Source organism: Halogeometricum rufum (assembly GCF_900112175.1).
In the GTDB taxonomy this organism is placed as follows: Archaea; Halobacteriota; Halobacteria; order Halobacteriales; family Haloferacaceae; genus Halogeometricum; species Halogeometricum rufum.
In genome coordinates this window covers 1,738,961-1,751,934 of sequence record NZ_FOYT01000001.1, presented here as the reverse complement: position 1 = coordinate 1,751,934, position 12,974 = coordinate 1,738,961, and the positions used below count along the sequence as shown (strand labels likewise).

At 66.4% G+C, this 12,974-nt stretch carries 8 protein-coding genes and 1 tRNA gene; 3 read left to right on the top strand and 6 right to left on the bottom strand.

The window, feature by feature from the left end; translation table 11 throughout:
• Positions 1 to 11: 11 nt before the first annotated feature.
• A complete protein-coding gene (locus tag BM310_RS09005; RefSeq protein WP_177232567.1) occupies positions 12 to 1,064 on the bottom strand; it encodes a methyltransferase in 1,053 nt (350 codons plus the stop codon).
• 150 nt (positions 1,065 to 1,214) lie between these two features.
• On the opposite strand from BM310_RS09005, the gene BM310_RS09000 reads away from it, so the two are divergent.
• Both BM310_RS09000 and BM310_RS08995 read left to right on the top strand, forming a co-directional pair.
• The gene (locus BM310_RS09000; RefSeq protein ID WP_089806682.1) at positions 1,215 to 1,556 is read left to right on the top strand and encodes a DUF5798 family protein; all 342 of its coding nucleotides are present in this window, start codon (positions 1,215 to 1,217) and stop codon (positions 1,554 to 1,556) included.
• 219 nt (positions 1,557 to 1,775) lie between these two features.
• Positions 1,776 to 2,756 carry a PLP-dependent cysteine synthase family protein gene (locus tag BM310_RS08995; RefSeq protein WP_089806680.1) on the top strand — a complete coding sequence of 327 codons (981 nt, stop codon included), beginning with the start codon at positions 1,776 to 1,778 and terminating at the stop codon, positions 2,754 to 2,756.
• 40 nt (positions 2,757 to 2,796) lie between these two features.
• Here the strand turns inward: BM310_RS08995 and BM310_RS08990 are convergent, their stop codons facing one another.
• The 3 genes from BM310_RS08990 to BM310_RS08980 form a co-directional block, all read right to left on the bottom strand.
• Entirely contained in the window at positions 2,797 to 3,219 is a 423-nt protein-coding gene (locus BM310_RS08990; RefSeq protein WP_089806678.1) for a CoA-binding protein, read from the bottom strand.
• Between the two features lie 145 nt (positions 3,220 to 3,364).
• Complete coding sequence (locus tag BM310_RS08985; protein WP_089806676.1) at positions 3,365 to 3,976, bottom strand: RAD55 family ATPase; 612 nt, start codon at positions 3,974 to 3,976, stop codon at positions 3,365 to 3,367.
• 366 nt (positions 3,977 to 4,342) lie between these two features.
• The gene (locus BM310_RS08980) at positions 4,343 to 5,245 is read right to left on the bottom strand and encodes a geranylgeranylglycerol-phosphate geranylgeranyltransferase (protein ID WP_089806673.1); all 903 of its coding nucleotides are present in this window, start codon (positions 5,243 to 5,245) and stop codon (positions 4,343 to 4,345) included.
• Positions 5,246 to 5,351: 106 nt separating this feature from the next.
• On the opposite strand from BM310_RS08980, the gene BM310_RS08975 reads away from it, so the two are divergent.
• A tRNA-Arg gene (locus BM310_RS08975) sits at positions 5,352 to 5,426 on the top strand.
• Between the two features lie 399 nt (positions 5,427 to 5,825).
• On the opposite strand, the gene BM310_RS08970 is transcribed toward BM310_RS08975, so the two are convergent.
• Positions 5,826 to 9,626 carry a UvrD-helicase domain-containing protein gene (locus BM310_RS08970; protein WP_089806644.1) on the bottom strand — a complete coding sequence of 1,267 codons (3,801 nt, stop codon included), beginning with the start codon at positions 9,624 to 9,626 and terminating at the stop codon, positions 5,826 to 5,828.
• Positions 9,626 to 12,937 carry a PD-(D/E)XK nuclease family protein gene (locus tag BM310_RS08965; protein ID WP_089806642.1) on the bottom strand — a complete coding sequence of 1,104 codons (3,312 nt, stop codon included), beginning with the start codon at positions 12,935 to 12,937 and terminating at the stop codon, positions 9,626 to 9,628. The genes BM310_RS08970 and BM310_RS08965 overlap by 1 nt, the downstream gene beginning before the upstream one ends.
• Positions 12,938 to 12,974: the final 37 nt, after the last annotated feature.

The following is a 12,974-nucleotide window of genomic DNA, read 5'->3' as shown; positions in this document are numbered from 1 at the left end:
CGCTGCGGGACTCATCGCTTGGTCGCTTCGACGAGTGCCTGCCCCGCGACCGGACCGACGCTCCGCCGGGTGATATCCTCGAATCCGGCCTCTCGAAGCCAGGAGGTAACCTCCTCGTGCGTGTAGACGGTCGCATCGAGCGTCGTCAGGTAAGTCAGTGCGACGAACCGGAGTCCGGCCCGGCTCACCGGCGTTCGCCCGCTGCCCTCCCACTGGTCTAACAGGACGATTCGCCCGTTCGGCGCGAGCGAATCCGCCACCCGCTCGAAGAGCGCAGTGTTCTCTGCCGGGTCGTGAGCGTGGACGACGTTGAACAGGAGCGCCACGTCGTATCCGTCGCCGAGGTCGTCCGTCAGGTAGTCCCCTGCTCGTGTCCTGACCCGGTCCGCCACCTCGGCGGGAACCTCGTCGCCGAGGGTCTCGACAGCGCCCGGGAGGTCGAAGATAGTCGCCGTGAGGTTCGGGTGCCGCCGACACAGTTCTATCGTGTAGAGCCCGTGACCTCCGCCGACGTCGACGAGCCGTGCGTTCCCGTCCGGAACGGACACCGCGTCGGTCACGTCGTCCACCAACAAGGAGGCCGTCGCCCGAAATCCGGCCTGGGCGGTCTCCCACCGGGCGGGCTCCTCGTCGAACCACTCGTAGATCGACTGACTCGGCTCTCCCTCCACGACGGCGGTTTCGAGTTCGCGTTCCCAGAACGGGAAGACGAGTTCGTTCCAGAAGGTGAGCCACGGTCCCATGTTCGTCTCGGACGTAGTCAGTAGCCACTTCTCCGTCATTCCGGTCAGGCGGTAGCTGCCGTCCGAGGCGGCGAGGTACCCCTCGGTCACCAGAAAGTCGCAGAGCGTCGCGATGCCGTCGGGATGGGCGTCAATACGGTCGGCCAGAGCGGCGGCCGTAAGCGGGGTCTCGGCGTCCGCGAGCGTCTCGAACAGACCCAGGTCCAGAGCGAGCGACACCGCCTCGAAACTCGCCGCACCGAACAGGTCGAGCATTGGCGCCGGGGCCTTGTTGAGCCGGAACAACACCAAGCGTTCGAGAAAGTTCGGGTTGACGGGCATCGTCCCCGCTACTCCTCGAACGGGGATAACGGTACTGCGAGGAACGCACTCTATATTCAGAACGGCTCGCGAGATTCGCCGTCGGGGAGAGAGTTTCGACGGGGCCACCGAAGCGGAACGCACACAAACCCGGGGGACGCACGGGCGAACATGGGAATCGGAGGCACGGCGAAGAAGCTCCAGAAGGTGGCCGAGATGGCCGAAGACGTGTACGCGCGACTGAACGAACTCCGCGAGCAGCTGGCGGAGATGCGCGAGACGGCTCAGGACACCCGGGACCGAGTGGACCGACTGGAGACGGAGAACGCCGAACAGCGCGCGCTGCTGGAGGCACTCGCCGAGCGAGAGGGTATCGACGTGGAGACGGTCACCGCCAACGCCCACATCAAAGAGGCGGAGACGGACGAGTCGAACGCGACGGCCGACCCGAGCGACGAGGCGGCGGCCGGTGAGACGGCCGACGGCGGCGACGACGCGCAGACCGAGAACTGACCGGCGCTCTCCTGCGGACTCGATTCGCTGTCGCCCGTCCGTGCGCGCCGTCTCTCCAGTGTCGCCACTCTCCGTCTCCAGCGTCCGCACTCGCTCTCTCTCCAGCCCCCTCACTTGCCGTCTCCAGCGTCCGCGCTCGCCGTCTTCGGCCCCGCGGATTCGGCGACGGCGGACCCGCCGATGGGAACTTTGAGGTACAGGGGCAACATTTGCCAGCGCATGACCACCCACCGGGAACCGCTCGCTTCGGTCCTCGACACCGTCGGTGAGACGCCCCTCGTCCGCGTCCACGCGTCCCCCGACGAGGTGCCGGTGTACGCCAAACTGGAGTCGTTCAACCCCGGCGCGAGCGTCAAGGACCGCATCGGGAAATACATGCTCGAGCGCATGCTCGACGACGGGACGCTCTCGGAGGGAGGCACCGTCGTCGAACCGACGGCCGGCAACACCGGCATCGGCATCGCCGTCGCCGCCGGCCAACTCGGAGTCGACGCCGTCTTCGTCGTCCCCGAACGTTTCAGCGTCGAGAAACAGCAACTGATGCGGGCCCTCGGCGCGACGGTTGTCAACACGCCCACCGCGGACGGCATGGGCGGGGCCATCGACCGCGCGCGCGAACTCGCGGCCGAACTCGACGACGCCGTCGTCCCCCAGCAGTTCTCGAACCCGCTGAACGCCGAGGCGCACTACGCGACGACGGGGCCCGAGATGTACGAGGCGCTGGACGGCGACGTGGGCGCCGTCGTCGCCGGGTGCGGGACGGCCGGGACTCTCATGGGTATCGCCCGCTACGCCCGCGAACGGGACCCCGAGACGCACGTCGTCGCCGTCGAACCCGAGGGGTCGCTGTACGCGACGCTCGTCGGCGTGGACGGCGACGAGGAGGCGTACAAGACGGAGGGCATCGGCACCCACGACCCGACGACGAACGAACTGTTCGACCCCGAACTCGTCGACGAGGTGGTGCAGATATCCGACCGGGACGCCCACGCGGAGGTCCAACGTCTCGCCCGCGAGGAGGGCCACCTCGTCGCCTCCTCGGCGGCGGCCGCGAGTCTCGCGGCGCGCGACGTCGCCGAACGCATCCGCGACGGCGAGGTGGACGCGCCGGGCGACGCCGTCGTCACCGTCTTCCCCGACTCCAGCGAGCGATACCTCTCGAAGGGCATCTACGGCGACTTCGAGTCGTGGGAGGGGTAGGCGGTTCGCTCGGACGCCGGCGCGTCTCCGCGACCGATGCTCAGCCGAGGAGGCGGCTGTGTTCGACTTTCATGCACTTGTCCTGGACGAAGGCGAGTCCGGCCTCGCGCACGCGCCGTTTCGCGTCGTCGTTCGTGATGCCGAGTTGGAGCCACACCGACCCCACGTCGCCGACGGACTCGTGTCGCTCGACGGCCGCCTCGGCGATGTCGCCCGCCTCCTCGCTGGGACGGAACACGTCCACGACGTCGACGCCGGCGTCCGCGGGCACGTCCGACAGCGAGTCGTACGCCGTCTCGCCGAGAATCTCGTCGGCGAAGGGGTTGACCGGTATCACGCGGTAGCCGTGGTTCTGCAGGTAGGCCGGGATGTCGTGCGCGGCCTTGCCGGGCGTCGTCGAACAGCCGACGACGGCGACGGTGTCGGCGCTCAGTATCTCGCGGAGTTCCTCGTCCGTGACCATGCGTGAACGGAGACGGGCCACCGACAAAAGTCGTCGGTGGACGTGCGTCGGGTCGGTCAACTGGGGCCGCGTCGGCGGACGCTCGGAGGGGTGGGTGAAGAGCGCGGGTCGGAGAAGCGGGTCGGTGACGTCCGTGAGTCGCGAGTCAGTCGGAGGCGAGGCGAACCTCGGGTTCGCGGTCCTCGTACGTCGTGACGATGCCGTCGAACAACTGCTTGAGCGTGTTCATCGTCTTGTCGTCGTGGGCGCTGGAGTCGATGGCGAACAGGCCGAGGCCCTCGACGCTCTGGATGCGGCCCGTGAACACGTGCAGGAAGCGGAACACCGTCTGCAGGTCGGCGTACATGAGGAGCGTCGACAGCGAGTGGAGCATGATGCGGTTCTGCTCGATGTTGCGGTCCTGATAGAACGCCTGCAGGAACTCCGAGAGCTTGATACCGATGCCGGTCATGTCCACCGGCGACGAGGTGTACTTGATTCGGTCGTCGTCCCGAATCTCGCCGACACCCTGCTGTCGCGTCACGCAGTCGACGACGGCGACGGGCTTTCCCTCGTACGGCGTGCGCTTCTCGAAGTCCGAGAGGACGCGCTTTGCGCCGTCCTTCGTGGTGACGATTATCGCACCGTCGCCGTTCGTCGCCCCCTCGGCGAGGATATCCAGCGCTATCGAACGCTTACCGGTAAGCGGTGGCCCACTGATGAGGAGGTTCGTTCCCGGGGGAACCTCGGCATCGACGGCCGGTGACAGGTCATACATGTGGGTGCCTCTGTGACGACCTGCCGACTAGTGGGTGTTCGCTTGCGCGGCGGGTGACCTCACCGAGAGTCATCAAACGGTACAACGATATTGTGAGTCAATAATATTCTTTTTGATTCTATGACCGTCGTCTCGGAGAGAGGTGTCAATGTAGTAGGTTCTTTGTGTGAGGTGAGTCGCCACCGCCGGTCGTCGGGGCGTGTGGTGCGACTCCGCCGTGTTCGTTCGTGTTCGTTCGTCTCCACAGAGGGTCACACACCACCTATAGTTGATGGTCGCGCCGCAGTCGGCGTGACGGTACCGACCGGCGCGCTCCTGCCCGACTGGCGCTCCTGCCCGACTGGCGCTCCTGCCCGACTGACGCTCCTATCCGACCGGCCCCGGCGACAGCAGGAGTCGGCCGGCGATGAACGCCGCCGTCGCGAGGAGCATCCCGTGTTTGAGACGCCGTTGCGCGAGCGAGGGATTCCGGAACGACCGGACGCAGGCAATCAGCATCACGAGGTCCGCGGGGACGACCAGGGCGAGGTAGGCGACGCCGAACACCCCGTCCACGTACGGGTAGGCGCTGGCGACGACGGCGACGACCATCGCGGCGACGCCGACGCCGAGCGCTCGTCGCTCCCCGACGACGATGGGAAGCGTGCTGAGGCCCTCTTCCCTGTCGCCCTCGAGGTCCTCGACGTCTTTGACTACCTCCCGCGTGAACGTCGCCAGCGCGGCCAGACCGAACAGGACGAGCACGTTCGGGTCGAAGGTGCTGTCCACCGCCGCGGCCCCGAACAGGAACGTCGACCCCGTGAGGTAGCCGACGACGAGGTTGCCGACGGCCGGCAGTCCCTTGAAGTATTCCGTGTACGCGACGAGTGCGACGAGGTTGACGACGGCGATGAGCAACGCCTCGACGGGGAGCGTCACCGCGCAGACGACGGCGCCGAGGAACAGGGCGACGCTGAATGCGAACGCCTCGCGCGGACTCACCGCACCGCGCGGGATGGGCCGGTCCGGGCGGTTTATCGTGTCTATTTCGCGGTCGAAGTAGTCGTTGACGGCGTTCCCGGCACCGGTGGCGAAGACGGTCGCGAGTACCGCCGCGAGGACGTGCGACGGCGAGGCGAACAGTCCCGCCGCGACGAACGACCCGGTGAACGTCAGCACACCCGCCGAGACGACGTTCCCCGGACGCACGAGTTCGAGGAGGCCGCGAGCCGTCTCGGCGGCCGACGACCCCTCGCCGACGGACGACTCGGACTCTGCGGCGGGTGGCATACGCGGTACGTCTCTGTCCCGCGAAGATAAAAGACGCGGAGTCAGGGGGTCGCGGTCGGGTCGAATCCGTGGGTTTAAATTGAACCGTCCCGGTACGGAGTAATGAGGGCGCTTAGCTCAGTCTGGACAGAGTGCTTGGCTTCGGACCAAGTTGCCACGGGTTCAAATCCTGTAGCGCCCATGATTCTTCCGCGAACGAAGTGAGCGGAGAATCATCTCCAGCGAAGGATTTGAACTAGCGAGCGGCTTCGCCGCGAGTGGAGTTCAAATCCTGTAGCGCCCATACGGTCTTTCTGCGGTGTGCGTTGACGGTACAGCGGCTAACTTCGTCCAAAGCCAAGCACTCTGTCCAGACTGATTTGAACACGTGACGCGCCCCGCCGTCGTCGTGGCTTCCGCTAGCGCCGTACACCACTATCCACGAGTAAATCTCTCAAGAGCAGACCGTCGAGATTCGTCGAGGAGTCGTAGGGCAGACGCAGACCCCGATTACTGGGCTTCGTCCCGTCGACGACTTGTCGAGCGCGCATATCGAATACTCGCACGTAGCCCCGCTCACCGGGTCACCACTCCCTCCGCGTCATCGGTCGGAACTCGGGTTCCCTGTCTCGGAGGCGAGCGTTGCTTCGGTCTGCGCTTCGATTTCCTCGCAGAGTCGCCTGTCCAGACGAGCTTCGAGTTCCTCGAGCGAGCCGGAACCACTCCCGGTACCGAATTCAGCACCGGAATCCACGTCTCTCTCGGTGAAGTAGAGGCGCGTCGTAACCGGACGGTCGTCGTCGAACGCCGCGACCATCAGCGCGTACGCCTCGAGTTGCGGCTGGTAGTATTCGGCCTTCTGCTGCAGTTTCGATTCGTCGACGTGACCGGTCTTGTAGTCGACCACCGTGGCTGTCTCGTCACCGAGAACGAGGCAGTCGACGATACCGGCGATGGTGCCGTGAGCCAGGTCCACGCCCGCCTGAAGCTCCCGATAGACGGCGTCGTCGCTGTCGGTTACCGTGCGAACGTAGTCGTTCGCTCGCCGGGCATGTTCCGCGACGCGGGCGCGGTCGTCCTCGGTGACCGCTCCCTCGTAGTCCATCGACCTGAGCGCGTCGTCGACGACGTCGTCCCAGCGTTCGGCCGGAAGCTGGAGTTCGCAGACTCGGTGGACTGCCTCCCCGAAGAACCGCCCGGACAGTTCGGACCCTCCGGCCTGAACGTCGGCAGGCACGTCGTCGTCTTCGTCCCAGTCGGTGCCGTCGTCCCCTCGTCGGTAGCGCACGGTGCGCTCTCCTTCGTGGAACACCAGTTCCCCGTCTTGCCGGTCGCTCAGCACGTCTGCGACCTGATACGGCGAGAGCTTGTACCGGACGGGCTCCGGTCGAACTGGTGAAATCTCGACGCTCGTCGGGGGGTCCTCGACGTCGACGTCCCGGGCCTGCGCCTCCGGTCGCGGCGGGAGTCGTACGGTGTACGACGGAGCGTCTCGGTCAGGCTCTTCTTCGCCGGTGAGCGCGTCGACGTGGAGCCGGCCGGTCGCTCGTCCGTGAGCCTCGAGGTCGGCGAGCAGGTCTCCGTCACCGAACAGCGAGCCCTGAACGAAGTCGCTCCAACGCTCGGGTTCGTCAGTCTCCGGGGCTTCCAGTTCGGTCAGCGATTCGTCCCCGTCGCCCTCCGTCCCGTGCGTGCCGGCCAGAATCAGGTGGTCGCGAGCGCGCGTGCAGGCGACGTACAGGGTGCGCTTCTCTTCGGCACGGAGTTTTGCGAGACGTCGGGACCGGAGTCCTTTCTTCGCGACGGTGTCGGTGGTGTCGAAGGGGTCGTCGCTGTCAGGGACAGAGAGTCCGAGCGCCGGGCGGTCGTTCACGTCGTCGAACTCGGTTCCCCCTGCGAGTGGCGGGTCGGTGTTGAATTTGTCTCCGAGACCGGGCACGATGACGACCGGGAATTCTTCGCCCTTCGCGGCGTGGACGGTGAGTATCCGGACGCCGGTTTCGCCGTCCGGAATCGCGGCTTCGGGGTCGTAGTTGGTGAACTCTCGGCGTTCGTCGAGGCGGGTGACGAGAGTCCGGAGACTGCCGGCGTCGCCGACGGCGTCCCGCAGGTACTCCTCGAACTGTTCGACGTTGGCGAGCGCCTGTCGCGGACGTTCGTCGGCGCTGAGACTCACGAGGTAGCCAGTCGCGTCGAGGGCGACGTCGAGGAGTTCTGCCCACGAGTCGACCTGTGGCCCGACGGCGTCCTCGGAGGCACCGGCGAGCGTTCGCAACTCGGCGAGCAAGGAGTGAGTGCGTGCAAGCGCGGTGTCGTCCGACTCGCCGAGCGTCTCCCAGACGTCACCACCCTCTACGACCGGGGCGAGTTCGTCGTCGGTGAAGCCGAACATCGGGGAGCGAAGCAATCCGAACAGGCGGATGTCGTCCCTTGGGTCGGCGAGGACGCGGAACAGGTTCGTCAGCGTCCGAACCTCTGGCGTGTCGAAGTAGCCCTCCCCCTGAACGACTGTGTACGGGACCTCGTGGTCGTCGAACGCGCGCTTGAACTCGTCGAGGTGAGTCCGCTTTCGGATGATGACCGCGATATCGTCGTACGTCACCGGCCGACTTTCGGGGCCGTCGTCCGGGTCTGGGTCGTAGACCTGTGTCTCGTCTCCGACGAGGCGCGTAGCGCGCGCTGCCACGGACTGAGCTTCTGCCCACCGTCGCGCCGAGGAGGGTGCGTCGTTCAGCGGGTGGTCGCGGTCGAGGACGCTCGTCCGGAGGTCGTCGTCGGGGACGAGCAGGTACTCCGTCGTGGGCGTCACGTCGTGAGGGTTGTCCCGTCGCGGGCGGAGCGGTTGCGGCGTCGCCTCGAAGGCGTCGTCTGCGTCGTCGTCGAAGACGTCCTCGAAGAGGCTGTTGAGGAAGCGAAGCAGCGGCGGGAGCGTTCGAAGGTTGTCTTGGAGCTGGTAGCCGACGACGTCGGCTCCTCCGCTCGTCGTTGTGGCGTTCTCGCTCCCGTTCGCGCCGACGAGTGCGCTTCGGGCCTCCTGAAAGACCGAGACGTCGGCGTTCCGGAAGCGGTAGATCGACTGTTTCTCGTCGCCGACGGCGAAGACGTTTCCCGCGCTGTACGGCGTCTCGCCGCCGGCGAGGCTGGTGAGCGACCGGACGATGTCCCACTGGTTGGGGTCGGTGTCCTGAACCTCGTCGATCATGACGAAGTCGAACTGGTCGGCGAGCGACTCCCGAACCGCGTCGGTTCCGCGTTCTGGATGCAGCAGATTCCGCGTCCGCTGGACCAGGTCGGTGTAGTCCAGCACGTTTCGGTCGCGCTTTCGCTCTTCGTACCGGCGGGCGGCGTCGTCGAACAGGCGGGCCAACGCGAAGAAGTACGGCGCGCCCTCGCGGTCGACGGTGATGTCGAGGCCGTCACCCTCCGCAGATCGGTGTGTCGCATCCAGCCGTTCAACGATTTCGGTGACGATTTCGCCGATACGGTCGGCGTCTGCGTCGCTGCCGCTCCAGTCTCCCTTCACCGGGGAGTAGTTCGCGTACTCGTCGTGCCCGGATTTGGTGAGTTCGTCACACACGTCGTAGATCCGCGCTCGACGGTCACGAACGGAATCCAGGGCGTCCAGCCCGTCCGGCTCGTCGAAGAGTCTGACTGCGGTCCAGACGCGCTCAGTCCGCCCGCCGGGATCAGTCTCGTCGAGTTCGACAACGAGTTCTCGGAGTTCCTCTACGAGCACTCGGAGTTCCTCGTCGGCACAGAGTGCATCCACCTCGTCGGCCGGGAAGGGGTGGAGTTCTTCTTCGACGTACGCGACGTACTCGTCGATAGTGCGAGCGGGTGCGCTCCAGATGTCAGCCCAGGCTTCGCTGTCAGGACGCTCACCGAACAGGTCGTCTATGACTTCTCGGAGCGAGTATTCCGAGAACGCGTCCAGCAGGAGCTCGACCTCTCGTGGTTCCTCTTCGACGAGTTCGTCGACGACGTCTCGCTGGAGTCGACTCGCCTTGACGTCGTCGAGGGTGTCGAATCCGGGGTCGAGGCCGGCCACCGCGTTCGCGTGTTCGGAGAGGACGCGCTGGCAGAATGCGTGCAGCGTGTGGATGTACGCCTCGTCCAATCCGTCGAGAACTTCGCGCCATCGCTCGTGGTCGGCGCCGGCGGTGGCGAGGCGGTCCAAGACGCGTTCGCGGACGGTCTCTGTGAGGTCGCGTGCGGCCCGCCGCGTGAACGTCGTCACGAGGACGTTCTCGGGGAGGGCGTCGGGATGATCCTCCAGAAGCGCTAGATACCGGAACGAGAGCGTCGTGGTCTTTCCCGTCCCCGCACCGGCGGTGAGTGGATAGTTCTGTGAGAGCGCTGTGACGGCGTCGTCCTGCTGGTCGGTGAGGTCGTCTCGGCGCATCAGTTCTCCCCCTCCTCAGCCACGGGAGCCCATTCTACGCCGCGAGCGATCGGTGGGACGTACGCATCCCGCCCCTCGGATTCCATATTTTCCATGAATAGTTGGCGTCGGTGGGACCGGACGTCGCAGGCATCGCGGAAGGGACAGTTCGAGCACCCGGCGTCGTCTGGGTCGTTGACCGTCGGATGGAACGTTCCCGCTTCGATGCCGGCGACGATGCTGGCGAGACGCCGCGGGACGACTTCGTCGAGGAACTCGCGGAATCCCGCGCGGGACTCGATGCTGGGTTTGTCGGAACCGTGGTACACCATCGGCGTCCCGCCGTATCCATCGTTGTACGAGTTCCCTCGCCAACTCGCGTTCGGAGGCTCGTCACCGACGAAGCCGATCTGTCCGGCGGTGGAACTGACATCGCTCGGGTTCTTCAGCCTGTAGTACCCCCCTCCGACGGCTTCGGTAACTTCGTCGACGTTCTCCTCCAGCAGCTTCGCGTAGAGTGGCAACTGGAAGCTGAGTCCGTCCAGCGTGTCGCGTTCGGAGGAGGTGTATCCAGTCTTGTAGTCGCGGACGATGGCTCTCCCATCGGGTGTCGTTTCGCCGCGGTCGAGGACCCCGCGAATCGTGGTTCCGTCTCTGTCGAACGAGAGTTTGCTTTCGAACCAGACCGGTGCTGCCGTTAGTGGACCGTCCTGGAGCCGATTGTCCGGGTCGACGTACAGTGCGAGCTCTTCTTCGAGAAATCGCACGAGGATACCCGCAGGTCGACCGTCGACCGCGGTCCGGTTGTAGTACTCGTTTCGATCGGCATCACCGAGGCCGGCCAGTAGTTCGAAGAGCCAGCGGTCGTCGAACTCGTCGTCGACGGCTTGGAGTTCGTCGACCGCGATACGGAGGAGTCGCGCCTCCAGATCATCTTGATCGAATCCGACGAGCGAAACCGGAGCCCCCACTTCGTCTCGAAGTTCCGTGTAGAACCGTTCCAGAACCTCGTGAACGTAGTGCCCACGATTGATTGGTCCTTCGTCGCGGTCTGGTTCTTCCAGCCCGAGGACTTCCTTCGCGTAGAAGCGGAACGGGCAGCTGGCGTATCGCTCCACCTGCGTCGGCGAGAGTCGGTCGAGCTGGAACGAAAGGTCCTGTGCCGTCTCAGGAGTGACCCAGCCCGTACGCTCTGACGGTCGCGCAAGCCCACGATCAGACGCGGTCTGGATCCCTTCGACTACTCCCTCTCCCGGTGCTATCCCCGTACTGAGACGGTCACTACTCCCAGCTGCCTCCGCGAACAGCCCGGTCGACGACGCGGCAGTCGCGTACTCGCCGAGTGTGTCGGGACCGGCGCGAGCGCCAGCCGTCGCGAACGCTCGCTGTGCGTCAGCTCGCGCACCGACTTTGTCTCGGCGACCAGTTGGGTCCTGACCAACGAGGTGTCCGAACTCGTCCCGGCGCCGCGGTTCGGTGTCGGTGATGCGGCGAATCTCCGCGAGAATGCCCGCGTCGATGTACTCGGTTCCGTCGAGTTGCTGTTTCGGCCGCGAGAGAGTGACGGATTCGGCCCCGGCGACGAGGCTCGCGATACGGTACTCGGCGCGTCGCGCCTGGTCGGCCTCGGAGAAGTCCGGGTGCGCGTCTGTGACCGCGTCGACGAGTGCGAGGCGACTCGCCGAACCCGGGAACTGCGACGCCGTCAGGCCGAGAACGAACACGCGGTCGAACGTTCGCATCCCGAGTTCGGCGGCACCGAGAACTTCCACCCGGCCCTCCCGGACCGTCGGGTCGTCGGTGACGGAGACGGCACCCAGCGCGTGCCGGGCGCGTTCTACGTCGTCGCCGTCACCCGTCCGTTCGACGGCGTCCAGCACCCGTTCGGCACTGCGGTAGACGACCCGCTGTGAGCCGGTTGTCGCCGGATTTTCGACCGCGTTTTCGATGCCGAGGTCCTCGAGGAACCGACGGTACGACTCCACGCTCCCGTCGTCGGCGGCGGCCGCTGCCGCACTCAGCAGGGACTCGACGGCGTCGCGACGCGTTCTCCCCAGGTCGTCGAGGCTCTCGGCGTCGGCGAGTGCGTCGGACACCTGCGCCGCACTCACGTCCTCCCAGTCAGCGAGCGCGGGTGCGACGAGGGGGTTGTCCAGAAGCGTTCGGAGGTCCTCACCGGGCGTCGGGTCCGCCAGCAGGTCCAGCGCGGTCAACAGTGCTGCCCCCACCGCCGTCCCGTCGAGGTCGTAATCGCGGGCGACGGCGTGCGGCACGTCACGGGCCGAGAACTCGTTCGCGAGGCGGTGGGCGTACGCCGAGGGAGCGGTGACGACGACGCCGACGTCGTCGGGGTCGACGCCCTCGCTCAGGAGTTCCTGTACCTGCCGTCCGACGTACCGCACCTCGCCCGGCAGCGACGACGGGAGGACCGTGTCGACGGTCGTCGCGTCGAGGTCGACTGGAGCGGCGTCGGGCGAGAAGGGCGCCGCTGCCAAGCGGCGATTCGCCAGCGGTCGTGACGCTCTCGGTACGACCCCGTCGGGGTCGAAGCCGAGGTCCTCGACGAAGAACTCCCACGCGGGTGTCGTCGCCACGTCGACGCCGGCCGGACCGTCCGTCCCGGTCACCCGGGCGACGGACGCGGCGGTGGGCCACGCGTCGGCGATGGTCTCGACGACCGCCGCGGCGAGGACGGAGAGTCTGTCGAAGCCACCGACGATTACCGCGTCCGTGTGCGGGAACGCACGGGTGACGTCGGCGTTCGCCACGCGACGATATCGCTCCGCCCACAGCGTCTTCCCCGCGGTGTCGGGGAGTTCGTCACGGCCGTCGTAGAACCGACCGACGACGCTCCCCAGTTCCGCACTCAGGTTGGCGAGTCCGTCCTCGGTGAGTCGCCGGCGCACGTCCTCGGGCGACAGCAGACCGGCGAACTCGACGAGACTGAGCAGGTCCTCCACCTGTTCTACGAGACCCGTCGGCGGTAGTCCGTCGCCGTCCACGAGCGAGGAACCGGCCGGAAGGCGGGACAGCGCGCGTTCGACGAGGCGAAGCCGGGTCGGCTGGTCCATCCGCGAGGCCGGGCCTCCGACCTCGGTTCGGTCGTAGCAACGGTCGACGAACTCGTCCAGCGTCAGCGCGGTGAGTTCGAGCGGACGACCGATCGCCTCCCACTGCGCTTCGACTTCCCGGAGGCGGTGCGGCTGATTCGCGACGTAGAGGACGCTCTCCGGAGTGCCCTCGGAACGGGCGGCCGCCCAGTCGAACGCCGCTCGGTCGACGGCGACCGCATCAGAGCCACAGAGGAGGCGAGACATTCGTTCGTCGTGCATGTCTGGTAGGGCACATAACGATTCCTGATACGTCACG